Annotated in this window: 27 protein-coding genes; 19 read left to right on the plus strand and 8 right to left on the minus strand. The window is 74.0% G+C overall.

What is annotated here, in order from left to right; genetic code table 11:
• Positions 1 to 145: 145 nt before the first annotated feature.
• The 3 genes from ffh (at position 146) to ACN27B_RS16940 (ending at position 3,448) form a co-directional block, all read left to right on the plus strand.
• Positions 146 to 1,699: a signal recognition particle protein gene (gene ffh / locus ACN27B_RS16930; protein WP_099162141.1), complete on the plus strand. Its 1,554-nt coding sequence runs from the start codon at positions 146 to 148 to the stop codon at positions 1,697 to 1,699.
• Between the two features lie 69 nt (positions 1,700 to 1,768).
• Positions 1,769 to 2,350, plus strand: coding sequence for a Uma2 family endonuclease (locus ACN27B_RS16935; protein WP_422740970.1), 582 nt, complete (start codon positions 1,769 to 1,771; stop codon positions 2,348 to 2,350).
• An 18-nt stretch (positions 2,351 to 2,368) separates the two neighbouring features.
• A complete protein-coding gene (locus ACN27B_RS16940; protein ID WP_396822986.1) occupies positions 2,369 to 3,448 on the plus strand; it encodes an amidohydrolase family protein in 1,080 nt (359 codons plus the stop codon).
• A gap of 10 nt (positions 3,449 to 3,458) precedes the next feature.
• Here ACN27B_RS16940 and ACN27B_RS16945 read toward each other — a convergent pair whose 3' ends face one another.
• Entirely contained in the window at positions 3,459 to 4,034 is a 576-nt protein-coding gene (locus ACN27B_RS16945; protein ID WP_422740971.1) for a TetR family transcriptional regulator, read from the minus strand.
• A gap of 92 nt (positions 4,035 to 4,126) precedes the next feature.
• On the opposite strand from ACN27B_RS16945, the gene proS reads away from it, so the two are divergent.
• From proS to ACN27B_RS17005, 12 genes are all read left to right on the plus strand, one after another.
• Complete coding sequence (gene proS, locus ACN27B_RS16950; RefSeq protein WP_099162138.1) at positions 4,127 to 5,533, plus strand: proline--tRNA ligase; 1,407 nt, start codon at positions 4,127 to 4,129, stop codon at positions 5,531 to 5,533.
• A 75-nt stretch (positions 5,534 to 5,608) separates the two neighbouring features.
• Complete coding sequence (locus ACN27B_RS16955; protein ID WP_422740972.1) at positions 5,609 to 6,256, plus strand: DUF402 domain-containing protein; 648 nt, start codon at positions 5,609 to 5,611, stop codon at positions 6,254 to 6,256.
• Positions 6,257 to 6,497: 241 nt separating this feature from the next.
• Positions 6,498 to 6,953, plus strand: a complete 456-nt coding sequence (rpsP, locus tag ACN27B_RS16960; protein ID WP_091580292.1) for a 30S ribosomal protein S16 — start codon at positions 6,498 to 6,500, stop codon at positions 6,951 to 6,953.
• The gene (locus tag ACN27B_RS16965) at positions 6,928 to 7,188 is read left to right on the plus strand and encodes an RNA-binding protein (protein ID WP_172967834.1); all 261 of its coding nucleotides are present in this window, start codon (positions 6,928 to 6,930) and stop codon (positions 7,186 to 7,188) included. Before rpsP ends, ACN27B_RS16965 begins: the two co-directional genes overlap by 26 nt.
• A complete protein-coding gene (gene rimM, locus ACN27B_RS16970) occupies positions 7,188 to 7,727 on the plus strand; it encodes a ribosome maturation factor RimM (RefSeq protein WP_281591064.1) in 540 nt (179 codons plus the stop codon). Before ACN27B_RS16965 ends, rimM begins: the two co-directional genes overlap by 1 nt.
• A 13-nt stretch (positions 7,728 to 7,740) precedes the next feature.
• A complete protein-coding gene (trmD, locus tag ACN27B_RS16975) occupies positions 7,741 to 8,529 on the plus strand; it encodes a tRNA (guanosine(37)-N1)-methyltransferase TrmD (protein WP_099162137.1) in 789 nt (262 codons plus the stop codon).
• 144 nt (positions 8,530 to 8,673) lie between these two features.
• Positions 8,674 to 9,033, plus strand: a complete 360-nt coding sequence (gene rplS, locus ACN27B_RS16980; protein ID WP_018786333.1) for a 50S ribosomal protein L19 — start codon at positions 8,674 to 8,676, stop codon at positions 9,031 to 9,033.
• A 169-nt stretch (positions 9,034 to 9,202) separates the two neighbouring features.
• Positions 9,203 to 10,084, plus strand: coding sequence for a signal peptidase I (gene lepB / locus ACN27B_RS16985; protein ID WP_091580281.1), 882 nt, complete (start codon positions 9,203 to 9,205; stop codon positions 10,082 to 10,084).
• Positions 10,081 to 10,713 carry a signal peptidase I gene (gene lepB, locus ACN27B_RS16990; protein WP_099162136.1) on the plus strand — a complete coding sequence of 211 codons (633 nt, stop codon included), beginning with the start codon at positions 10,081 to 10,083 and terminating at the stop codon, positions 10,711 to 10,713. Before lepB (ACN27B_RS16985) ends, lepB (ACN27B_RS16990) begins: the two co-directional genes overlap by 4 nt.
• Before the next feature lie 57 nt (positions 10,714 to 10,770).
• Positions 10,771 to 11,238, plus strand: a complete 468-nt coding sequence (locus ACN27B_RS16995; RefSeq protein WP_099162135.1) for an NUDIX hydrolase — start codon at positions 10,771 to 10,773, stop codon at positions 11,236 to 11,238.
• Complete coding sequence (locus tag ACN27B_RS17000; RefSeq protein ID WP_099162134.1) at positions 11,232 to 12,044, plus strand: ribonuclease HII; 813 nt, start codon at positions 11,232 to 11,234, stop codon at positions 12,042 to 12,044. The genes ACN27B_RS16995 and ACN27B_RS17000 overlap by 7 nt, the downstream gene beginning before the upstream one ends.
• The gene (locus ACN27B_RS17005; RefSeq protein ID WP_011905215.1) at positions 12,041 to 12,364 is read left to right on the plus strand and encodes a DUF2469 domain-containing protein; all 324 of its coding nucleotides are present in this window, start codon (positions 12,041 to 12,043) and stop codon (positions 12,362 to 12,364) included. Before ACN27B_RS17000 ends, ACN27B_RS17005 begins: the two co-directional genes overlap by 4 nt.
• A gap of 36 nt (positions 12,365 to 12,400) precedes the next feature.
• Here ACN27B_RS17005 and ACN27B_RS17010 read toward each other — a convergent pair whose 3' ends face one another.
• Positions 12,401 to 13,507: a sulfite oxidase gene (locus ACN27B_RS17010; RefSeq protein ID WP_422740973.1), complete on the minus strand. Its 1,107-nt coding sequence runs from the start codon at positions 13,505 to 13,507 to the stop codon at positions 12,401 to 12,403.
• Positions 13,504 to 14,154, minus strand: coding sequence for a methyltransferase (locus ACN27B_RS17015; protein WP_422740974.1), 651 nt, complete (start codon positions 14,152 to 14,154; stop codon positions 13,504 to 13,506). The genes ACN27B_RS17010 and ACN27B_RS17015 overlap by 4 nt, the downstream gene beginning before the upstream one ends.
• A 133-nt stretch (positions 14,155 to 14,287) precedes the next feature.
• On the opposite strand from ACN27B_RS17015, the gene ACN27B_RS17020 reads away from it, so the two are divergent.
• Positions 14,288 to 14,860, plus strand: coding sequence for a murein hydrolase activator EnvC family protein (locus ACN27B_RS17020; RefSeq protein WP_422740975.1), 573 nt, complete (start codon positions 14,288 to 14,290; stop codon positions 14,858 to 14,860).
• A gap of 13 nt (positions 14,861 to 14,873) precedes the next feature.
• Here the strand turns inward: ACN27B_RS17020 and ACN27B_RS17025 are convergent, their stop codons facing one another.
• Positions 14,874 to 16,055 (minus strand): aminotransferase class V-fold PLP-dependent enzyme, encoded by a 1,182-nt coding sequence (locus tag ACN27B_RS17025; protein ID WP_355521801.1) that lies wholly within the window; start codon positions 16,053 to 16,055, stop codon positions 14,874 to 14,876.
• A gap of 86 nt (positions 16,056 to 16,141) precedes the next feature.
• Positions 16,142 to 17,173, minus strand: coding sequence for a tyrosine recombinase XerC (locus tag ACN27B_RS17030; RefSeq protein ID WP_422745997.1), 1,032 nt, complete (start codon positions 17,171 to 17,173; stop codon positions 16,142 to 16,144).
• A gap of 508 nt (positions 17,174 to 17,681) precedes the next feature.
• Between ACN27B_RS17030 and ACN27B_RS17035 the strand changes: the two genes are divergently transcribed.
• Entirely contained in the window at positions 17,682 to 18,023 is a 342-nt protein-coding gene (locus tag ACN27B_RS17035; RefSeq protein ID WP_099162128.1) for a hypothetical protein, read from the plus strand.
• 2 nt (positions 18,024 to 18,025) lie between these two features.
• Here the strand turns inward: ACN27B_RS17035 and ACN27B_RS17040 are convergent, their stop codons facing one another.
• Genes ACN27B_RS17040 through ACN27B_RS17050 form a run of 3 tightly spaced genes read right to left on the minus strand, consistent with a single transcriptional unit; the run spans position 18,026 to position 21,103 of the window.
• The gene (locus ACN27B_RS17040; protein ID WP_172967833.1) at positions 18,026 to 19,225 is read right to left on the minus strand and encodes a DNA-processing protein DprA; all 1,200 of its coding nucleotides are present in this window, start codon (positions 19,223 to 19,225) and stop codon (positions 18,026 to 18,028) included.
• Positions 19,222 to 20,742, minus strand: coding sequence for a YifB family Mg chelatase-like AAA ATPase (locus ACN27B_RS17045; RefSeq protein ID WP_422740976.1), 1,521 nt, complete (start codon positions 20,740 to 20,742; stop codon positions 19,222 to 19,224). The genes ACN27B_RS17040 and ACN27B_RS17045 overlap by 4 nt, the downstream gene beginning before the upstream one ends.
• Position 20,743: 1 nt before the next feature.
• On the minus strand, positions 20,744 to 21,103 hold the full coding sequence (locus tag ACN27B_RS17050; RefSeq protein ID WP_099162125.1) for a YraN family protein: 360 nt from the start codon (positions 21,101 to 21,103) through the stop codon (positions 20,744 to 20,746).
• Positions 21,104 to 21,310: 207 nt separating this feature from the next.
• Between ACN27B_RS17050 and ACN27B_RS17055 the strand changes: the two genes are divergently transcribed.
• Positions 21,311 to 22,309 carry a hypothetical protein gene (locus ACN27B_RS17055; protein WP_422740977.1) on the plus strand — a complete coding sequence of 333 codons (999 nt, stop codon included), beginning with the start codon at positions 21,311 to 21,313 and terminating at the stop codon, positions 22,307 to 22,309.
• Between the two features lie 234 nt (positions 22,310 to 22,543).
• Positions 22,544 to 23,413 (plus strand): 30S ribosomal protein S2, encoded by an 870-nt coding sequence (gene rpsB / locus ACN27B_RS17060; protein WP_099162124.1) that lies wholly within the window; start codon positions 22,544 to 22,546, stop codon positions 23,411 to 23,413.
• Positions 23,414 to 23,464 lie beyond the last annotated feature (51 nt).

Below are 23,464 nucleotides of genomic sequence, written 5' to 3' on the forward strand. Positions count from 1 at the left end.
AGCAGGAACGACTCAGCGGGCGCGGGGCGCGGGGCGCGGGGCGGCCGGGTCGGAGCGGGGGTGCGGGCGGCGGGCTACCCTAACGGTGGGCTGGACAGCCGGCCCGGCCGCTGTGCCCGCCGAAAACGACAAACGGGATGTTCGCGTGTTTGACACCTTGAGTGACCGCCTGTCCGGGATCTTCACCAAGCTCCGCGGCAAGGGTCGGCTCACCGACGCCGACATCGACGCCACCGCGCGCGAGATCCGGATGGCGCTGCTGGAGGCCGACGTCGCCCTGCCGGTGGTCAAGGGCTTCATCGCGAACGTCAAGGAGCGGGCCCGCGGGGCCGAGGTCTCCCAGGCGCTCAACCCGGCCCAGCAGATCGTCAAGATCGTCAACGAAGAGCTGATCAACATCCTCGGTGGCGAGGGCCGGCGGCTGCAGTTCGCCAAGAACCCGCCGACCGTGATCATGCTGGCCGGCCTCCAGGGTTCCGGCAAGACCACTCTCGCCGGCAAGTTGGCCCGCTGGCTCAAGGCCCAGGGGCACCAGCCGCTGCTGGTCGCCGCCGACCTCCAGCGCCCGAACGCCGTCGGGCAGCTCCAGGTGCTCGGTGGCCGGGCCGGCGTCGAGGTGTACGCCCCGGCGCCCGGCAACGGCGTCGGCGACCCGGTGCAGGTGGCCCGCGACTCGATCGAGCACGCCCGACGGGCCGCCCGCGACATCGTCATCGTGGACACCGCCGGCCGGCTCGGCATCGACGCCGAGATGATGCAGCAGGCCGCGGACATCCGGGACGCGGTCCAGCCCGACGAGGTCGTCTTCGTCATCGACGCCATGGTCGGTCAGGACGCGGTCCGCACCGCCGAGGCGTTCCGCGACGGCGTCGGCATCACCGGCGTGGTGCTCTCCAAGCTCGACGGTGACGCCCGCGGTGGCGCGGCGCTCTCCGTCCGGGAGGTCACCGGCCAGCCGATCCTCTTCGCCTCCACCGGCGAGAAGCTGGAGGACTTCGACGTCTTCCACCCCGACCGGATGGCCAGCCGGATCCTCGGCATGGGCGACGTCCTCACCCTGATCGAGCAGGCCGAGGCGGCCTTCGACTCCGATCAGAAGGAGAAGATGACCGCCAAGCTGATGGGTGGGGAGACCTTCACGCTGGAGGACTTCCTCGATCAGCTCATCGCGGTCCGGCGGATGGGTCCGATCGCCAACGTGCTGGCCATGATGCCCGGCATGGGGCAGATGAAGGACCAGATCGCCGAGCTGGACGACAAGCACTTCGACCGGGTCACCGCGATCATCCGGTCGATGACCCCGACCGAGCGCACCAACCCGAAGATCATCAACGGTTCCCGGCGCGCCCGCATCGCCAGCGGCTCCGGCGTCACGGTGATGGACGTCAACCAGCTGCTCAACCGCTTCGCCGACGCGCAGAAGATGATGAAGCAGATGGGCGGCATGATGGGCCTGCCCGGCGGCGGCCGGCGCAAGGCGACAAAGTCGCCGAAGAACAAGCGCAAGGGCACCAAGGGCGGCGGTCGGCCGCGTACCGGCGCGGGCGTGCCGGGCGGTTTCCCGGGCGGCATGCCGCAGCTCCCGCCGGGCCTGGACCCGGGCGACCTGGCCGGTGGGCAGGGCCTGCCGCCCGGCTTCAAGCTGCCGAAGATCGACTTCAACAAGCTCGGCAAGGGCGGCGACAAGGGCCCGCGCTGACGCGTGTCGGTGACGGTGGGCGACGTCATCCTCTCCTAGGGTGATGTCGCCCCCTGGAAGGAGATGTCAATGACCGCGGCCCCGATCCTGCCGGAGCGGCCCGAGTGGACGGTCGACGACCTGGGTGAGCTGCCCAAGGACCTTCCGTACGAACTGATCAACGGAAGGTTGATCGTGCCGTCGCCCACCGCCCTGCACCAGGACCTGTGTGTCCGCCTGCTGCTCGCGCTCGAAGTCAACTGCCCGCCGGAGTTCCTGGCGACCATCGACCTGTCCATGCGGGTCGACCGCCGCAACGAGCCGCGTCCGGACGTGGTGGTGATCCGGCGCAGGCACGCCGGCCGCTCGCCGGTCCCGATCGAGGACACGCTGCTGGCCGTGGAGGTCGTCTCTCCGACGTCGCACTTCCGCGACCTCTACGACAAGGCGAGGGTCTACGCCCGCGCCGGGGTCCAGTCCTACTGGGTGGTGGACCCGCAGCACGAGCGGATCGCGCTCACCGAATACACGCTCGGCGGCGGCACCCGCGAGTACGAGCAGGTGACCCACACCGAGGACCTGTTCGTCACCGAGCGGCCGTGGAAGGTCTCGGTCGACCTGCCGGCGCTGACCGAGCGCCGCAACGACCTGCTCGCGGCCGAGGAGGGCTGATCGGGTAGGACTGTGCACATGGCTCTGCACGTGCGCGGTGTGTTCCTTCCCGACGACGAGGTCCGGGACGTCTGGCTGGTCGACGATCGGGTCACCTTCGAACCGGTGCCCGGCGCCGAGACGGTGGCCGACGGCGGCTACGTGCTGCCCGGCCTGACCGACGCGCACTGCCACATCGGCATCGCCCGGGGCGGCGCCCCGATCACCTCCCTCGACCAGGCGCGGGAGCTGGCCCGGATCGACCGGGACGCCGGCGTGCTGGCGATCCGCGACGCCGGATCGCCGTACCCGTATCCCGAGTTGGAGGACGAGCCGGGACTGCCGCGACTGGCCCGCGCCGGCCGGCACGTCGCGCCGCCGAAGCGTTACTTGCGCGACATCGGCGTGGAGGTCGGCGCCGCCGAGGTGGCCGCGACCGTGGCCGCGCAGGCCGCCGCCGGCAACGGCTGGGTCAAGCTGGTCGGCGACTGGATCGACCGGGGGGTGGGCGACCTCGCCCCGGCCTGGGACGCCGACACGATGACCGCGGCGGTCGCCGCCGCGCACGCCGCCGGGGTACGCGCCGCGGTGCACACGTTCTCCGAGTCGGCCGTGGAGATCATGGTGCGGGCCGGGGTGGACTCGGTGGAGCACGGCACCGGGCTGAGCCTCGACCTGATCGACCTGATGGCCCGGCAGGGCACCGCGCTGGTTCCCACCATGATCAACATTCGGACGTTCGGCCACATCGCGGAGCAGGCCCGACCGAAGTTTCCCGGGTACGCCGACCACATGCTGGCCCTGCGCGACCGCTTCCCCGACGTGGTCCGCGCCGCGCACGAGGCCGGGGTGCCGATCTACGTCGGCACCGACGCGGGCGGCGGCATCGACCACGGGCTGGCGGCCGAGGAGATGCTGCTGCTGCACGAGCAGGCCGGCATGGCGGCCGAGGACGTGCTCGCCGCCGCCTCCTGGCGGGCCCGGGAGTGGCTCGGCTTCCCCGGCCTGGTCGAGGGCGGCCTCGCCGACCTGGTGGTCTACCCCGAGGACCCGCGCCGCGACCTGCGCGTGGTCCGGTCGCCCAGCCGCATCGTGCTGCGCGGCCGGGTGGTCCGCTGACCGCGACGGCTCAGCGCGGCGAGGCGGAGGCGACGAAGAGGAGCACGGCCAGGTCGGCCAACCTCTCGGCGGTCTCGTCCACCGGCGCCCGGGGCAGCACGATGTGGCTCACCACCAGGCGGACGATGCTGTCGGCCGCGAAGGTCAGGGCCGCCGGGTCGGCGTCGGGCAGGTGGCACCCCGCCCACTCCAGCAGCGCGGTGGTCGACTCGGTGAGAACCAGCTCGGAGCGGGTGGTCAGGTAGGGCAGCAGCTCGTCCGAACCGCCCCGGGCGCTGGTCAGGATCGCCTTGACCAGCGGATTGTCGGCGGCGGAGGCGAGCGTGCGGCGGATCGCGGCGTATGCGGCGGCGTGGACGTCGGCGCCGTGCTCGGCGAGCGCGGCGCGCACCTCACCGACGAACCGGTCCACCTCGCGCCGGGCCAGTGCCTCGGCCAGACCCGCCTTGGTGCCGAACTCGTTGTAGACCGTCTGCCGGCTGACCCCGGCTGCCTCGGCCACCGCGCCCATCCGCACGCCGTCCCAGCCGCAGGCCACGGTCTGGGCCCGGGCGGCGTCGACGATCGCGTCCCGTGCCTCACCCATCGTCGTCGAAGTCTACGGCCGGCGGGCCCGACACGGCGCCCGCCGGCTCCCCGACGCAGCGGCGGCTCGCCCGGCGCATAGGATGTGCGGTCATGGCACGCGTGCTCACTCCCCGTGCGGAGGACTTTCCCCGCTGGTACCAGGACCTGATCGCCAAGGCGAAGCTGGCCGACAACGGACCGGTGCGGGGCACCATGGTCATCCGACCGGCCGGCTACGCCATCTGGGAGCGGATGCAGGCCGAGATGGACGCCCGGATCAAGGCGGCCGGCGCGGAGAACGCCTACTTCCCGCTCTTCATCCCGGAGAGCTACCTCAAGCGGGAGGCCGAGCACGTCGAGGGCTTCTCGCCGGAGCTGGCCGTGGTCACCCACGGCGGCGGCAAGCAGCTCGCCGAGCCGGTGGTGGTGCGTCCCACCAGCGAGACGGTCATCGGTGAGTTCATGGCCAAGTGGATCGACTCCTACCGGGACCTGCCGCTGCTGCTCAACCAGTGGGCCAACGTGGTCCGCTGGGAGCTGCGCCCGCGGATCTTCCTGCGCACCAGCGAGTTCCTCTGGCAGGAGGGGCACACCGCGCACGCCACCCGTGCGGACGCGCGGGCCTACGCCCGGCGGATCCTGCACGAGGCGTACGAGGACCTGATGGTCAACGTGCTGGGCATCCCGGTGGTGGTCGGCCTGAAGACCGCCCGGGAGCGCTTCGCCGGCGCCACCGCCACGTACACGTGCGAGGGCATGATGGGCGACGGCAAGGCGCTGCAGATGGGCACCAGCCACGAGCTGGGCCAGAACTTCGCCAAGGCGTTCGACATCAGCTACTCCTCGGCCGAGGGCGGCCGGGAGCACGCCTGGACCACCTCCTGGGGCACCTCCACCCGGATGCTCGGCGGCCTGATCATGTGCCACGGCGACGACAACGGGCTGCGGGTGCCGCCGAAGCTGGCGCCGGTCCAGGCGTACGTGATGATCGTCAAGGACGGCGAGGGCGTGAGCGAGGCGGCGGCCAAGCTCCGCGACGCGCTGCGCGACGCCGGGGTCCGGGTCGCGCTGGACGACCGGACCGACACCGCGTTCGGCCGCCGCGCCGTCGACGCCGAGCTGCGCGGCTACCCGGTCCGCGTCGAGGTCGGTCCCCGTGACCTGGCCGCCGGCAACGCGGTGGTGGTCCGGCGTACGGACGGCTCGAAGGCCCCGACGCCGGTGGCCGACGTGGTCGGCGCGGTCCTGGCCGCGCTGGAGGCCGACCAGCGGGCGCTGCACGACCAGGCGCTGGAGTTCCGCCGGTCCCGCACCGTCGAGGTGTCGACGCTGGCCGAGGCGATCGAGGCGTCCGCCACCGGTTGGGCCATGGTGCCGTGGTCGGCGGTCGGCGTGCCCGGTGAGGCCGAGGCGAACGCGCAGGGTGTGACGGTCCGCTGCCTGCTGCGGGCCGACGGCTCGGTGCCCGACTCCGAGGACGAGCCCGACCTGGTCGCCATCCTGGCCCGCGCCTACTGAGATGCAAGGAAGGGCCCCTTGTTAACGCCTCCGGTAGAGGAAGGGGCCCCTTTTAACACGTCAGGGATGGTGAGCGTGCGCTTCGAACCCGGCCGCCTGGTTCTGCACCGGAACGTGCGGCGCGGGCGGATCGGATGGGTCCGTGCGGCGCGCGTGGTCTCCGACGACGAGCGGGGGCTGCTGCTCTGGGTGGCGCGGAAGGCGCCCGTCGCGCACGAGGTGACCGCCGCCGGGCTCGGGATGCGCGCGGTGCCGTTCACCGAGTGGATCACCTCCGGGTACGCCCTGGCGCGCGGTACGTGGAACGGCCCGCCGGTGCTGAAGTTCCTGCCCACCGGCGCCGCCCACTCGGTCTGGTGGTTCCACGACGCCGGGGACCGGTTCCAGAGCTGGTACGTCAACCTGGAGGAGCCCGGGGTCCGCTGGGACGACGGGGCGGTGGCCGGGGTCGACGTGGTGGACCAGGACCTCGACGTGGTGGTGCGTCCGGACCTGAGCTGGGAGTGGAAGGACGAGGACGAGTTCACCGAGCGGCTCGCCTTCCCGGAGCACTACTGGGTGGCCGACGAGAAGGCGGTCCGCGCGGAGGGGGAGCGGGTGATCCGCCTGGCCGAGGCGGGGGCGTTCCCCTTCGACGGCACCTGGTGCGACTTCACCCCACCCGCCGAGTGGGACGTACCGGACGAACTGCCGCCCGGATGGGACCGGCCACCGGTCCGCTGAGCGTGTGTCGTTCGTCACGGACGACCGCTCCCGGGCGTACGGTCCGGGTCCGGTGCGAGAGATCCGGTACGGATCTGGCAGAATGGTCCGCTGGTATCCGGCGCGCGTCCGGCGCCCTCTAACCCGGACGCGTCGTCAGTTCACCGAGCAGTCTCCGGCCCAAACCCCACTGTGCCGGTCGGCGCTCACCCGCCACACCGCCCGTACGGGCCGGTGAGATCGCAACAGGAGCGAAACAACTGTGGCCGTAAAGATCCGGCTCCTGCGGATGGGCAAGATCCGCAACCCGCAGTACCGCATCGTCATCGCCGACTCGCGCACCAAGCGTGACGGTCGCGCGATCGAGTTCGTCGGTGTGTACCAGCCGAAGGAAGACCCTTCGGTGATCGAGGTCAAGTCGGAGCGGGTCCAGTACTGGCTGTCGGTCGGCGCTCAGCCGAGCGAGGCCGTGCAGCGCCTGCTGGAGCTGACCGGTGACTGGCAGAAGTTCAAGGGCCTGCCGGCCCCGCCGCCGCTGAAGGTCGCCCCGGAGCGGGCCGACCGCAAGGCGGCGTACGAGGCCGAGGCGAAGGCCGCCGCCGGCGTGGCGGAGACCCCGGCCAAGCCGGCCAAGAAGGCCGCCAAGGCCGAGGAGCCGAAGGCCGCCGAGCCCAAGGCCGAGGAGCAGACCGGTGCAGAGTCCGGCGAGCAGGCCTGACATGGCGCTGCGTCCCGCCCTGGAGCACCTGGTCAAGGGGATCGTCGACCACCCGGACGACGTCCGGGTGCGGATGGTCGATTCCCGTCGGGGCAAGCGGCTCGAGGTCCGCGTGCACCCGGAGGATCTCGGCACGGTGATCGGGCGGTCCGGCCGGACCGCCAAGGCGCTGCGCCAGGTGATCGGCTCCATCGGCGGGCGTGGGGTACGCGTCGACATCGTCGACTCGTACTGATGCTTCTCGTCGTCGGCCGGATCGGCAAACCGCACGGCATCCGCGGAGAGGTCACCGTGGAGGTGCGGACCGATGAGCCCGAAGCGCGGTTCGCGCCCGGTTCAGTGCTGCGCACTGAGCCGGGCGCGGTTCCGGCCGAGCCCGGCGCCTGGCGGGTGCCGCCGGAGCTGACCGTCGAGTCGGCCCGTTGGCACCAGGGTCGGCTGCTGGTCGCCTTCGAGGGCGTGCTCGGCCGCGACGTGGCCGAGGCGCTGCGTAACACGTTGGTCGGTGTCGACAGCGCCGACGTGGCGCCGCCGGAGGACCCGGAGGAGTTCCACGACCACCAGCTGGTCGGGCTCGCCGTGGTCACCCGGGACGGCGAGCGGCTCGGCGAGGTGGCCCGGATCGACCACGCCCCCGCCTCCGACCTGCTGGTGCTGCGGCGGCCCGAGGGGCCGCCCGCGCTCATTCCGTTCGTCAAGGCGATCGTGCCCGAGGTGGACCTCGCCGGCGGTCGCGTCGTCGTCGACCTGCCCAGTGGCCTGCTCGACCTGTAGCTGGAGCCACCGCATGCGCGTCGACATCGTGTCGATCTTCCCGGAATACTTCGCCCCGCTGGACCTGTCGCTGATCGGCAAGGCCCGCGCGAACGGGCTGCTGCGGCTGGCCGTACACGATCTGCGGACCTGGACCCACGACGTGCACCGCACGGTCGACGACACGCCGTACGGCGGCGGCCCGGGCATGGTCATGCGGCCGGAGCCGTGGGGTGAGGCGCTGGACTCGCTGGCCCCCGACGAGCTGAGCCCGGACGGGCACACCCTGCCCCGGCTGCTCGTCCCGTCGCCGGCCGGCGTCCCGTTCACCCAGGCCGTGGCGCACGAGCTGGCCGCCGAGTCGCACCTGCTGTTCGCCTGCGGCCGCTATGAGGGCATCGACCAGCGGGTGCTGGAGCACGCGGCGACCCGGATGCGGGTGACCGAGGTCTCCCTCGGTGACTACGTGCTCTTCGGCGGCGAGGTGGCCGTGCTGGTCATCCTGGAGGCGGTCACCCGCCTGCTGCCCGGGGTGCTCGGCAACGCCGGCTCGCTGGACGAGGAGTCGCACGCCCACGGGCTGCTGGAGGCCCCGCTCTACACCAAGCCGGCGAACTGGCGCGGGCTCGACGTGCCCGAGGTGCTCCGCTCCGGCGACCACGCCCGGATCGCCCGCTGGCGGCGCGACGAGGCGCTGCGACGGACCGCGACCCGCCGCCCCGACATGATCGACGCGCTGCCTCCGGAGACGCTCGACGAGCGCGACCGGGCGGCGCTGGACCGGGGCGGGTTTTCCTCGTCGTCGGGGGATGTGGCAAAGTAGAGGGGTTGCCGCATCCGTCCACGCCGTGGGCGGCTGCGAGGACCTCCGACCGGGGCCGGTTCACGCCGGCCGCCACCCGGGGGTCAGAATCACCCGTTCGCGCATCGACTGACGATGCGCCGTGAGCCTCACGAGGACGCAGCGATGAACATCCTGGACGCCCTTGACGCCCAGTCGAAGCGCACCGACCTGCCCGACTTCCGCGCCGGTGACACCGTCAAGGTGCACGCGCGAGTCGTCGAGGGCAACCGGTCCCGGGTCCAGATCTTCCAGGGCGTCGTCATCCGCCGCCAGGGTGACGGTCTGCGCGAGACCTTCTCGGTCCGCAAGGTCAGCTTCGGTGTCGGTGTGGAGCGGACCTACCCGCTCAACGGCCCGGGCATCGACCGGATCGAGGTCGTGACCCGCGGTGACGTGCGGCGCGCCAAGCTCTACTACCTGCGCGAGCTGCGCGGCAAGAAGGCCAAGATCAAGGAGCTGCGGGAGAAGCAGCCGGCGAGCTGAATTCCCGCTCGCCACGCCGCCTGAACTGCGCGGATGTCGTATCGACCGGATCGCATTACCCTGGTCGGTACGGGCGCAGCCGGACGGCGGGAAGCAGTCCACTGCCGCCCGTGGGGTCTCCGAGGAGACTCCCGGGCGGTAGTGTCGTTTCGGCGGACCGGAGAGTGGCATGGTGCAGATGCTGGACGAGGACGGCACCGTCGATCCCTGGCGCCGGCGAGCCCGGCGCGGTCGCCGGCAGATGCCGCTCTGGCAGGAACTGCCGCTGCTGCTCATCGTGGCGTTCTGCCTGGCGGTGCTGATCCGCACGTTCCTGCTCCAGGCCTTCTTCATCCCCTCCGGATCGATGGAGAACACGCTGCTCATCGGCGACCGGGTGCTGGTCAACAAGGTCGTCTACGACGTCCGTGACCCGGTCCGGGGCGAGGTCGTGGTGTTCCGGGGCACCGACCGCTGGGTCGCCCAGGAGGCGCCCGCGCCGCCGACCAACCTCGCCGGCAAGGTCGGCCGGACGCTCGGTGACCTCGTCGGCGTCAGCCGGCCCGGCGAGAAGGACTTCATCAAGCGCGTCATCGGCGTGCCCGGCGACAAGGTCTGGTGCTGCGACGACGGCCGGGTGGTGGTCAACGGCGTGCCGCTGGACGAGCAGGCGTACGTCTCCGAGGACTCCCCGGTCGAGCTCCCGCCCAATCCCAAGGAGTGCCGGTCGCGGCAGTTCACCGAGGTGGTGGTGCCACCGGGGCAGATCTTCGTGATGGGCGACCACCGGCTGGTGTCGCAGGACGCCCGCTGTCAGGGCCCGGTGCCGATCGACAACGTCGTCGGCCGGGCGTTCATGATCGTCTGGCCGTCCCAGCGCTGGACCTCGTTGCCCGTGCCGAAGACGTTCTCCGACCTGCCCCGTCCGGACGCCGCGCCGGCGCGCCCGGCCCCGGTCGACCCGGACCCGGTGGGTGGGGTCGTCCTGATTCTCCCGGTCGCGGCGGCGCTGACTGTTCTCGCGGGTTCGGGGCGACCGCGCCGTACCGGGGGACGTAGGCTCCTCCCGTGATTGACGAGCAGACCGAGAAGCCGCGCAGCTCCTTCTGGAAGGAACTGCCCATCCTCCTGGGCGTGGCGATCCTGGTCGCAGTGCTGGTTCGTGCCTTCGTGCTGCAGACCTTCTTCATCCCGTCCCCGTCCATGGAGAACACCCTCAAGATCGACGATCGGGTGCTGGTCAACAAGCTGGTCTACGACTTCCGCTCGCCGCACCGGGGCGAGGTGATCGTGTTCAAGGCGCCCATCGAATGGAGCGGCAACCCCAACGGCGAGGACTTCATCAAGCGCGTGATCGGGGTCGGCGGCGACCACGTGGTCTGCTGCGACCGCACCGGTCCGCAGGAGCGGCTGATCATCAACGGCAAGCCGATCGACGAGCCGTTCATCTTCCCCGGCAACAAGCCGGCCGACCAGGACTTCGACATCACCGTGCCGAAGGGCCGGCTCTGGGTGATGGGCGACCACCGGGAGGCCTCCGGCGACTCGCTGGAGCACTGGCAGCAGTCCGGCGAGGACATCACCGAGGCCACCATCCCGGAGGGCGAGGTCGTCGGCCGGGCCTTCACCATCTTCTGGCCGGTCGGGCGGGCGACCTGGCTCACCGTGCCCGAGCAGTTCGACGGCATCCCCAACCCCTGACCCGCCACGGGTGGGAGGGCGTGGTCGTTCGTCACAGGCGTCTGGCAGGCTGGTCCGGTGACCGTCTACACCCCTCGTCGCGCCGCCCGGGTCATCCTGGTCGACGCGTCCGACCGGGTGCTGCTCTTCCAGGGCAGTGATCCGGCCCGGCCGGACCACCGCTACTGGTTCACCCCGGGCGGCGGGCTCGATCCCGGCGAGACCCCGGCCGAGGGCGCGGCGCGCGAGTTGGCCGAGGAGACCGGCCTGCGGCTCCTCCCGGCCGAGTTGGGGGCGCCGGTCTGGTCCGAGACGGTCGAGTTCCCGTTCGACGGGGTCTGGTACCGCCAGGAGCAGGAGTTCTTTCTCGCCCGGGTGGCCGGCTGGGAGGTCGACACCGCCGGTTTCGACGCGGTCGAGCGTGCCAGTGTGCACGGGCACCGCTGGTGGACCGTCGGCGAGCTGACCGCGACCGCCGATCGCTACTACCCGCCGGACCTGCCCGACCGGCTCGGCCGGGTGCTGACCGGGAGTGGCCCGTGCTGACCCCGCCGCGCACCGTGGTGCGCCGCGACGGCGGGCTCTACGCGCTGGAGCGGGCGCTGCAACGGCGGGGCTTCCGGCACGTGGCGGGCGCCGACGAGGCGGGCCGGGGCGCCTGCGCGGGTCCGCTGGTGGCCGCCGCCGCGGTGCTGCCCGAGGGGCGGCGTGGCGAGATCGACGAGCTGGCCGATTCGAAGCTGCTCACCCCGGCGGCCCGTGAGCGGGTCTACGACGAGGTGGTGGCGCGCGCCCTGGCGTACGCCGTGGTGGTCATCCCGGCCGAGGAGGTCGACGCCCGCGGTCTGCACGTGTGCAACCTGGCCGCGATGCGCCGGGCCCTGGCCTCGCTCACCACCCGGCCGGAATACGTGCTGACCGACGGCTTCGGCGTCGACGGGCTCGACGTGCCGGGGCTGGCGGTCTGGAAGGGTGACCGGGTGGCCGCCTGCGTCGCGGCGGCGAGCGTGCTGGCCAAGGTCACCCGGGACCGGATCATGGTGGAACTGGACGGGCGGTTCCCCGGCTACGGCTTCGCCGAGCACAAGGGCTACATCACCGCGGAGCACAGCGCCGCGCTGCGCGAGCGGGGGCCGTGCCGGGAGCACCGTTTCTCGTACGTGAACGTCGCCGCCGTGTCCGGGCGGGACGGGCAGCCGCCCCGGGCCCGGCGCCCGGCCGCCCGACGGCCGGACGAGCCGATGGAGCGCTCCGGCGCGCCAGGGGGTACCGTCGGCGTGGCGTTGGGCGAGCAGCCGCGACCTCCGGCGTCGGTGGGGGAAGATGTGGTCATGGAAGGCGGAGTGCGATGAGCGCGGAAGATCTCGAGAAGTACGAGACCGAGATGGAGCTGCAGCTCTACCGGGAGTACCGCGACATTGTCCGCCAGTTCTCCTACGTGGTGGAGACCGAGCGCCGGTTCTACCTGGCCAACCAGGTTGACCTGCACGTCCGCAACTCGGACGGCGAGGTCTACTTCGAGGTCGAGATGCACGACGCCTGGGTGTGGGACATGTACCGTCCTGCCCGTTTCGTCAAGAATGTCCGAGTAATGACGTTCAAGGACGTCAATGTGGAAGAGCTCGAAAAGCCCGACATCTCGCTTCCCGCAGATTCCGGTTTCGGCAGCTGACCACGGCGGGCCCGGACGGCCCGCCGCGAGCACGGATCACTCCGCCGGCACGACCACCTCGACCCGCTGCACCAGGTTGTTCGCGAACCCGCCCCGGTTCCACGGCTGCTCGACCGGCTGGGTCCGCCCCGAGGCGTCCGTGGCCCGGGCGCCCAGCACGTACCGGCCGGGCGTCGCCGTCCAGCGCACCGACCACCGGCGCCACGCCCACTCGCCCCCGGAGGGCACGTCCAGGTCCGCCGGCGTCCACGTCTCACCACCGTCGACGGTCACCTCGACCGACGTCACCGGTGCGTGCCCCGACCAGGCCCGACCGTCCACCGTGCACGGCCCCGGCCGCAGCACCCGGGTGCGGGACATGAAGTCCGGGAAGCCGGGCGGGCGCACCAGCGCGCGAGGTTCGATCCGGGTCACCGGCACACCCGGGTCGTCGACGTCCCGCCGCAGCCGGTAGGCCACCGCGTTCTGGTAGCCGTCGAACGGCTCGGTCGTCACCCGGATGTCGCGCAGCCACTTGACGTGCGCCATGCCGTACCAGCCCGGCACGATCAGTCGCACCGGCGCGCCGTGCTGCGGCAGCAGGGCAGCGCCGTTCATCTCGTACGCCAGCAGCACCTCCTCCCGCAGCGCATCGGCCACCGGCAACGCCCGCTGGTAGTCCTGCTCGACGCCGCGCTCCACCCCGTGGTCGGCGCCGGTGAACACCACGTCCACCGCGTCGTCCGCCAGGCCGGCCTCGCGCAGCAGCGGGGCCAGCGGGGTGCCCGTCCACTCGGCGTTGCCCACGGCCTCCACCAGCCACGGCTGGCTGACCGGGCGGGGGTGCAGCAGCGCCCGGCCGTTGCCCGCGCACTCCAGCGTGACCCGGTGGGTGACCCGGGGGAGTGCCCGCAGTGCCGCCAGGTCGAGCCGCAGCGGCCGCCGCACCGCCCCGGACACGGTGAGCGCGTGCGTGGCCGGGTCGACGTCCGGGATGTCGTAGTGGATGAGCAGGTAGTGCAGGCCGGCCGGGGTCACGTCGTAGCGCAACGCCTCCAGCGGGATGCCGTGGTTGCGCGCCGCCAGCTGGAGCTCCTCGGCGCTGATCGCCTCGTCCGGCCCGGCGACCCGGGACGGCCGGCTCACGCCGTCCACTGTGGTCACGACTGCTCCAACCGGTCGTAGCCGACGAACTCGAACATCCGCGCGCCGGCCGCCAGCGGGCGGGGAGCGCCGGTGAAACGGTGCGCGCCGACGCCCACGCCGTCGGCCGGGCTGCTCACCGCGACCGGTTCGAAGCCCTCCTCGGCGAACCAGTCGCAGATCGTGGGCACCAGGTCCGGCTCCCGCCGGTGCCGCGTCCACAGCACCGTGCCGCCGTTGGCGCAGAGCGACGCGCAGTGCCGCACGGTCGCCCGGATGTCGTCGTCGCCGATGTTGCCGAAGACGCCGCAGACCAGCACCAGGTCCGCCGGCGCCAGGTCGGCGTAGCGGTCGGTCACCGCCGCGTCCCCGGTGACCACCTCCACGCCGGTCAGCCCCGCGTCGGCGGCGGCCCGGCGGGCCAGCTCGGCGTTGCGCGGGTCCAGCTCGACCAGGCGGGCGGTCACGTCCCCGCCCCGGGGGTGGGTGGCGAGCACGGGGATCAGGTCGCGTCCCTGGCCGGCGCAGAGGCTGACCGCGCGCAGCGGACCGGGCGGCGCGGCGTCCAGCGCCTCGGTGACCCGGCGGCGCACCTCGACGAGTCGTCTCGACAGCGCCGAGTCGGGCTGGTCGTAGTCGCGGTGCCAGGCGTACCAGTCCTTCGTCACGCGGTCAGCATAGGCGGCCCGGCGCTAGCAGATCCGCCCCGAGATCGGGCGGCCGTCCACAACCCCGCCGTTGTCCACAGTGGCGACCACGCCAAGGTGACGACGGCCGCGCGGGGCGGGCAGAGTGCGCGGTGTGTGGACCTCGACCGGTCGCGTCGGCGCGGCCCTGCTGCTGACGCTGATCCTCACCCCGACCGTGCCGACGGGTGCGCCGGCTGCCGTGCCGGCGGGTTCGGAACCGGTGGCGACGGGAGGCCGGACCCACGTCCGCGCCGCCGGGCCGTTCCGGTGGCCGCTGGTCGGCCGGGCCCTGGTGGTCCGCCGGTTCGATCCGCCGCCGCAGCCGTGGCTGGCCGGGCACCGCGGCGTGGACCTGGCCGGCGACCCGGGCGCCGAGGTGCGCGCGGCCGGCACCGGGACGGTCCTGTTCGCCGGTCCGGTCGCCGGCCGACCGGTGGTCACCGTCGGGCACCGCGACGGGCTGCGCACCACCTACGAGCCGGTCCGGTCCCGCCTCGCCGCCGGCGCCCCCGTCGAGGCCGGCACGCCGATCGGTGAGCTGCGCGGCGGCCACCCGGGCTGCCCCGTCACGGCCTGCCTGCACTGGGGGCTGCGCCGGGGCGCCGACTACCTGGACCCGCTCGCGCTGCTCGGCTTCGGTCGCGCCCGGCTGCTCCCGCTCGACCCGACCCCGCCCGGCCCGTGAGCGGGCCGACCGGTCAGCCCTGGGCGAGCAGCGTGGGCAGGCGCACGGCCAGCCGGTCGTACTCCTCCGGGGTGTTGTAGACCTGGCCGCACAGGCGCAGGTAACCCCGCCCGTTCCAGCCGGCGACCGACACCTCCGCGCCGATCCGGTCCGCGATCCGGGCCCGCAGCTCCCGGGCCGTGTCCAGGGTGGTCGCGACGCCGGGCGGCAACGGGACGAGCCGCATGGCGACCGCCGGTCCGCCGGGCTCCGGCAGCCGCTCCGGCGCCACCCCGAGCGCGTCCCCGACGACCCGTTGCCCGTACGCGGCCAGTGCCGCGTTGTGCGCCCGGACGCGGTCCACGCCGAGGCTGCGCAGCGTGAACAGGCCGACCGGGGCGGCCAGCCAGCCGGTGTAGTCGAGCGTGGCCTGCCACTCGACCCGGGTCGGGAACCCGGCGTCCTGCTCCCACGAGACCACGAGCGGCTGGATGCGCTCGCGCCACCGCTCGGCGACCACCAGCGCGGCGGTGCCGCGCGGCGCGTACGCCCACTTGTGCAGGTTGCCGACCCAGAAGTCGGCGCCGACCGAGGCCACCGTGGTGGGCAGCATGCCCGGCGCGTGCGCCGCGTCCACCAGCACGGGCACGCCCTGCTCCCGGGCCACCGCGACCAGCGCCGAGGTCGGGAACAGCCGGGCGGTCGGCGAGGTGAGCTGGTCGACGATCAGCAGCCGGGTCCGCCCGGGACGCAGCCCGTCGCGGACGATCTCGACCAGTTCCTCGTCGGTGGCCGACAACGGCACCGGCAGGGTCCGGGACACCGCACCGGTCCGCGCGCACTCCCGCGCCACCGACAGGGCCACCGCCCCGTACCCGTGGTCGGTGGTCACCACCTCGTCGCCCGGGCGCAGGGCGAGCGACTGGAGCACGACGGCCGCGCCGGCGGTGACGTTGCCGACCAGGGTGGTGCCGTCGGGGTCGGCGCCGAGGAAGGTGGCCAGGTGCCGCCGGGCGTGGGCGATCCGGTCCACCAGCCCCTGGGTGAAGAACCGCAGCGGGTTCGACTCCATCTCGTCGCGCAGCCGTTGCTGGGCGCGCTGCACGGGGATCGGCACGGCGCCGAACGCGCCGTGGTTGAGGTGGCTGACGGACGGGTCGAGGGAGAAGAGCAGCCGAGCCCCCGGGATCGGCTCGGGCGGCTGCGGCACCGTCATCCGTCGATCGTAGCCCGTCGTGGATCATCGCCCGACCGCTTCCGCGCCCGCGGGCCCGGTGGCGGCCGGTGCGGTGCGACGGCGGGTCAGGCCCGGGGGTGTGCCTGCCGGTAGGCCGCCCGCAGCCGCTCGACCGAGACGTGGGTGTAGATCTGGGTGCTGGCGAGCGACGAGTGCCCCAGCAGTTCCTGCACGGCCCGCAGGTCGGCACCTCCTTCGAGCAGGTGGGTGGCGGCCGAGTGGCGCAGCCCGTGCGGGGTCACCCTCGGTAGCCCGGCCGCGCCGGACCAGCCGGCCACGATCCGCCGTGCGGTGGTCGGGTTGAGCCGCCCGCCCCGGGCCCCGAGCAGCAGCGCGCGGCCCGATCCCGGTGTCGCCAGACGCGGGCGGCCGTGCCGCAGCCACGCGTCCAGAGCCCGCTGCGCCGGCACGCCGTAGGGCACCGCGCGCTCGCGGCCGCCCTTGCCGAGCACGCGCACCACGCGGCGGGCCTGGTCGACGTCGGCGACGTCCAGACCGCAGGCTTCGCTGACGCGCACCCCCGTGCCGTAGAGCAGTTCGAGCAACAGCCGGTCCCGCAGCAGCGCCGCCCCGGTCGCGTCCTCCGGGGTCGCCGCGACCGGGGCAGCCGCCTCGCTCCGCTCGGCCGTGTCGCTCGGGTCCGCCGCGTCGCCGGCGGGAGCCGGGGCGGCCGTGCGACCGTCGGCAGGAGCCGTGTCGGCCGGGGTGGGGGCGTCCGCCGCACGCAGCGGGGCGTCCATCAGGGCGGCTGCCTGGTCGGCGCGCAGGACGGTGGGCAGCTCCCGGCCGGCCCGGGGGCTGGCGAGCGGCGCGGCGACGTCGTGGGGGAGCAGCCCGGACCGGTGCGCCCAGGCGCTGAAGGTGCGCGCGGCCGCCGCCCGCCGGGCCATGGTCGTCCGGGCGGCCCTCATGGTCCGCTGCTTGGCCAGCCAGCTGCGCAGCATCGCGAGGTCCAGCCCCGCCAGGTCGGCACAACCCATCCGGACCGCGTGGTCGAGCAGCGAGACGAGGTCGGTCACGTAGGCCCGGACGGTGTGCGCCGAACGGTCACGGACCCGCGACAGGTGGTCGGCGAAGTCGTCCACCGCCTCGCGCATCGGCGCCGGCAGCTCCTCGTGCGCGGCCCGGGTGCCGCGCCGCCGCTCACCCACCGACGGCCCCGGCCGCTTCGGGTCGGCGGTCGTGGTCGGAGTCGGATCCGATCGTGCGGGTGCGGACGGCCAACACCACCCCAGCGTACGGCCGGCACGCCCCGGCCCGCCGCCTCGGTCCCGCGCCCACGACGATCGACTCCACCCCGCCCGGGTGGCGGTGTCGGTGCCCGGGACACCGCCACCTCGGCGAGACGGCCTGCGCCGGCGACGCCCGGTCGTGGCGGCGCGCCGGGCGGGGTGGCAGAAGCGGCGCTGGACAGGGGAAACTCGAGTGGCGAGAAGGTGGTGCGGGGAACCGGCCACCGGGTCTCCGCCGTCGCCGACGGGTGACGCAGACCCTCCCGGGCGTCGGCGGGCGGCGGGGGTGGTGGGCGCCGGGCGGAAGGGTCGGGTCGGCGGCGATCGGCAGGGCGTCCCGCGACGGTGACGCCGGCACGAGAAGGGACCGGGCGTGGGAGTGGATGCCGTCCTCTACCGGCGGGTGCGGGCCGGCGCGGCCCGCCGCCCGCCCGCGTACGTCTCGATCGAGGTCGTCGCGGATCCGCGGGACGTGCTGCTCGACCTGCTCAAGCGGGTACGCGGCAGCGGTCGCACCCCGCTGCTGGACCGGGTCGACCCGCTCGGTGAACTGGTCGTCGACGCCGGCCAGGTGCCGCAGCTGCTCACCGAGCTGCGTGGTCTGGCCGAGGCGGCCGGGGCGCCGGCGGAGGTCGACCAGATCCGCCGGCTGGCCCGGCTCGCCCGCCGTTGCCAGGAGAGCCGCGACGTCGAGATCCGGTTCGAGGGCGACTGACGTCACGACGGCCGCCGTCCCCGTCCGGTGGCGTCGGGGGGCGTGAGCGCGTATCCGCCGTCGCTCCGGCGCACCACCAGCTCCAGCTCCTCCAGCATGGACAGTTTTCGCATCGCGGTGCGCAGGTCCACGCCGGCGCGTGCCGCGACGCTCTCCAGGTCGAGGGCTCGACGGCGGGGCAGCGCCTCCAACACCTGGGTGGCCTCGTCGTCGAGCCGGTCCCTCGGCCGCTCGGCCGCCCGGGCCGGCGGCGCCAGGTCGTACCCGATCCGCCCGACCTCCTCCAGCACGTGCGCGACACCGGTGACCAGCCGGGCGTACGGCCGTTCCCGGAGCACCTCGTGCCCGCCCACCGACATGGCCGAGGTGACCGGACCCGGCACCACCATGGCAGGGCGGCCGAGCCCGAGCGCCCGGTTGAGCGTCTGGGTGGCGCCGCTGCGGGCGGCGGCCTCGACCAGCACCGTGCCCCTGGTGGCCGCCGCGATGACCCGGTTGCGGATGAGGAACCGGGGACGCAACGGCTCGGCGCCGGGCATCCACTCGCTCACCAGGAGGCCGGTCTCGGCGATCCGGTCGAAGAGCGCCGCGTTGCCCATCGGGTACGGGCGGTCCAGGCCGCAGGCCAGCACCGCGACGGTGCGCCCACCGGCGGTCAACGCCCCGCGGTGGGCCGCCGAGTCGATGCCGAACGCCCCGCCGGAGACGACCGTCCACTCCCGGTCGGCCAGTCCGTAGCCCAGCTCCGTGGCGACGTGCGAGCCGTAGGGGGTGGCCGCCCGCGCGCCGACCACGGCCACCGAACGCGCCAGTGTCTCGTCGAGCGGCCAGCCGCCGCGTACCCAGAAGCAGAGCGGCGGATCGGTCTCCACGTCGACCCGCCGGACGGCGTCGGGCAGCACCAGCCGGCGCAGCTCGCCGACCGGCGCCGGCCACTCGTCGTCCTCCGGCGTGACCAGCCGCGCCCCGAGCCGTTCGGCCCGGGCCAGGGCCTCGGCGGCCACCCGGCGCGCGTCACCGGCCGCCGTGCGGGCCGCGACGGCCGACCGGAGCGTCCGCTCCGGCGCGTCGCCGGCCAGCAGCAGGTCGAGCGTCGCCGCCGGGCCGATCCGCTCGACCAGGGCGTGGACCGATCGCGTGCCGGGCTCGGCGAGCCAGGTCAGCGCGACCCGGGCCAGCCGCTGCTCGTCGGTGGCGGTCACGCGCCCTCTCCCGTCCTGAGGTGGACGGCCTCCGCGACGTCCCCCTGGTCGGGGCGGTCCCGGCCGTCCAGGTCGGCGACCGTCCACGCGAGCCGGAGCACCCGGTCGTACCCGCGCGCCGAGAGCGAGCCGGTGTCGAGGCGGCGACGCAGCTCGCGGGTCACCCGCGCCGGCAGGTGCCACGGCGGGCGGCGCAGGTAGGGGCCGGGGACGTCGGCGTTCACCCGGTGCCCGGTGGCCGCCCAGCGGTCGGCGGCGGCCCGCCGGGCCACGGCCACCCGGGCGGCCACGGTCGCCGAGGACTCGTGCGGCGTGTCGGTGTGCAACAGCTCCGCCGCGCGCATCGCCGGCAGCTTGACCAGCACGTCGACGCGGTCGAGCAGGGGGCCGGAGAGCCGTCCCAGGTAGCGTCGCCGGGCCTGCGGCGTGCACTCGCAGTCGACGTCGCCGGACGGTTTCGCGCAGGGGCAGGGGTTGGCGGCCAGCACCAGCTGCGTCCGGGCCGGGTATTCGACGGCGCCCCGGGTGCGTGCCACCCGGACCAGACCACTCTCCAGCGGCTGGCGCAACGCCTCCAGGGCGCCCTTGCCGAACTCGGGCGCCTCGTCGAGGAAGAGCACGCCCCGGTGGGCCAGCGAGACCGCTCCGGGCCTCGCCAGCCCCGAACCGCCGCCGACCAGCGCGGGCACCGTGGCGGTGTGGTGCGGCGCCTGGAACGGGGGACGGCGCAGCAGGCCACCGCCGGGCGGCAGCAGCCCGGCGATCGAGTGCAGCGCGGTCACCTCCAGGGCGGCCTCGTCGTCCAGCTCGGGCAGGACCGACGGCAGCCGCTCGGCCAGCATGGTCTTGCCGGCGCCGGGCGGGCCGAGCAGGGCGAGGTGGTGGCCACCGGCGGCGGCGATCTCCAGGGCCCGGCGGCCGAGGGGCTGCCCGGCGACGTCGCTGAGGTCGGGCCCGACCGGGACGTCGGCCGGTGGCAGCGTGGCCGGGGCGAGCAGTGGCGTGCCGTTCCGGACGTGGGCGACGAGCCGGTGCAGGGTGTCGACCGCGTGGACCAGGACGCCGGGGATGACGGCCGCCTCGGCGGCGTTGCCGGCGGGCACGACCACGCGGGTGTATCCGGCCCGGGCGGCGGCGGCGACCATGGGCAGGGTGCCGCGCACCGGGCGGACCGTGCCGTCGAGCCCGAGTTCGCCGAGGACGACGGTGGCGTCGAGGGCGACCGGGGGCAGCTCGCCGGAGCCGGCGAGGACCGCCACGGCGATGGCCAGGTCGAAGGCGGAGCCGTACTTGGGCAGCGTGGCGGGCAGCAGGTTGAGGGTGATCCGCCGGTTGGGCCACTTCTGGCCGGAGTTGACGATGGCGGCGCGGACCCGGTCGCGGGCCTCGTGCAACGCGGTGTCGGGCAGGCCGGAGATGACCACGGCGGGCAGGCCGGGGGCGAGGTCGGCCTCGACCGCCACGACGTGCCCGGCGACGCCGGCGAGGCCGACGCTGAGAATCTTGGCGTAGCCCATGTCAGAACGCGCCCCGCAGGTGCTCGACCCGGGCCCGGCCGGTGACCGGCAGCCGGACCGAGAGCACGTCGAAGCGGACCTCGTCGGCGGTGGTGCCGGTCTCGGCGAGCCAGCGGGCGGCGAGGCCGCGCAACCGGCGGGCCTTGGTCCTGACCACGGCCTCGGCGGGGGCGCCGTACCGTTCGGTGCGCCGGGTCTTCACCTCGCAGAAGGCCAGGACCGGCCCCTCCCACGCGATGATGTCGATCTCCCCGTCGGGGCAGCGCCAGTTGCGGGCGACCGGCCGCAGGCCGCTCTCGATCAGGTGCCGCAACGCACACCGCTCGCCGTACGCCCCGACGGCCTGGTTCCGGTTCGTCATGCCGGTCAGGTTGCGACCGACCGCCGGGCGGCGCGTGCCGCCGGCGCACGACCTGGGGACGAGATCCGACTTGTGGACGGGACCACGATCTTCCGGCCGATGTGCCACCGGATCACCCCGCGGCGGCTCGAAGCCGGCCGGGGCGGCCCCGAGCTGGCGCGATGTTCCGGTCGGCCCGAATGGCGCGGCTGGTGCCGGTCGCATACCGTGCCCGTCGTGGACGGACGACGGAGCTATCCCGAGGATCAGCAGGGGTCGCGTTGGGGCGACCGCGGGTACGAGTCGGAGTGGCGCGCCGCCGGCGAGCCGCGCTACCGCGACGACGACTACCGCGCCCCGGAGCAGCGCGCCGGTGAGAGCCGGTACGGGGGTTACTCCGCCGCCGACCCGCTGGTCGACGACACCAGCGGCTGGCGGTCGCAGCGTCCGGACGACCCGGAGGTCTCCGGCGAGCTGCCCGGTCGGGCCGGCCGGCGGGCGGCGCGCGAGGCGCAGGGCGGTGAGGACCCGCTCTCCCGCAGCGGGGTCGACGCGCTCGGCACCGCCTCGCACGGCACGTCGAGCCCGCTCGGCGGCGCCTCGGCCCCGGTCGCCGACCCGCTCGGCGGCGGGTCCCGCGGCGCCGACGCGTTCGGCGCGCGCGGCGGCGACGGTCTCGTGGGCGGGGTCGACCAGGCGCGACCCGGGCCGCTGGGCGGCTACCCGATCGTCGACACCGGCGCGACCGGCGGCACCCAGATGTCGCTGGGCGGTCGGCCCGGTCCGGGCTCGGCCACCCCGCTGACCATCGGTGAGCGTCCCGGTGGGCCGGCGGAGTCGGCGGCGCCGCCGAACCCGCTGGAGATGCCGACCGGCCCGATGCCGTCGGTGGTGCCCCGGACGGACGGGCCGCCGCCGGGCGACGGCGTCTACCGGACCCGGCGCCCGGCGCTCGCGGTGCTGCTGGCGGCACTGGTGCTGGTGCTGGAGGTGCCGGCGTTGCGGGTGCTGCTGCACGGGCTGGTGGGTGACCCGGTGTCCACGTCGCACGTGGTGGTGGGGACGTTCCTGGTGGTCGGGCTGCCGATCTTCGGCGCCGGCCTGTACGGGCTGCGCACCGGCGGGCTGGCGCTCGCCGACGGCAGTCGGGGTTGGCTCCGCCCGCCGACGGCGTACCTGACCGTCGGCCTGGTGCTCTTCCTGGCCGCCGCCCTCGCCGCCCGCTGACCCGGGCGGGGAGGAAACGCACCCCGGGGCCGGGGTGCGGAGAAGGCGCGTACACTGGTCGACTGGCGACCGCCTCGCGCGGTCGACCTCGCGCGCCCTCTCCACGGTCCTCCCGTGGGGCGACGGCCTCCCTGGTCCCGGTTCCGCACCGGGCCCACCCCGGCCGGCGACCGGGCGCCAGGCGTCCGGTCGCCGACCGGACGGACAACCAGGGACAAAGTAGGAGTACCCACCATGGCCGTCGTGACCATGCGTCAGCTGCTGGAGAGCGGTGTGCACTTCGGGCACCAGACCCGGCGCTGGAACCCGAAGATGAAGCGCTTCATCTTCACCGAGCGCAACGGTATCTACATCATCGACCTGCGCCAGACGCTCGACTACATCGAGAAGGCGTACGAGTTCGTGCGCACCACCGTCGCGGGCGGCGGCAGCATCCTGTTCGTCGGCACCAAGAAGCAGGCCCAGGAGGCCATCGCCGAGCAGGCGACCCGGGTCGGCCAGCCGTACGTCAACCACCGCTGGCTCGGTGGCATGCTGACCAACTTCCAGACCGTGTACAAGCGGCTGCAGCGGATGAAGGAGCTCGAGGCCCTGGGTGACCTGAGCGGCACCGCCGCCGGTTACACCAAGAAGGAGACCCTCCAGCTCTCCCGCGAGAAGATCAAGCTCACCAAGACCCTCGGTGGTCTGCGGGACATGCAGAAGCTCCCGGCCGCGGTCTGGATCGTCGACACCAAGAAGGAGCACATCGCCGTCGACGAGGCCCGCAAGCTGGGCATCCCGGTGATCGCGGTGCTCGACACCAACTGCGACCCGGACGAGGTCGACTTCCCGATCCCGGGCAACGACGACGCCATCCGCTCGGCCGAGCTGCTGACCAAGGTCGTCGCCGCCGCCGTCGCCGACGGTCTGATCGCCCGCTCCGGCCGCAACCGGGGCGCCGACGAGAAGCCCGAGGCGGGTCAGGTCGGCGCCGACGAGCCGCTGGCCGAGTGGGAGCGCGAGCTGCTCGAGGAGCCGAAGAAGGCCGACGAGCAGCCCGCCGCCGCCGCCGAGCAGGCCGCGCCGGCCGCCGAGCAGCCGGCGACCGCCGCCGCGGAGTGATCTCGCCGTCGCGTCCCCGCCGTCCGGTTTCCCGGCGGTGGGGACGCGACG

This window comes from Micromonospora sp. WMMD754 (assembly GCF_049315235.1).
GTDB lineage: Bacteria > Actinomycetota > Actinomycetes > Mycobacteriales > Micromonosporaceae > Micromonospora > Micromonospora sediminicola.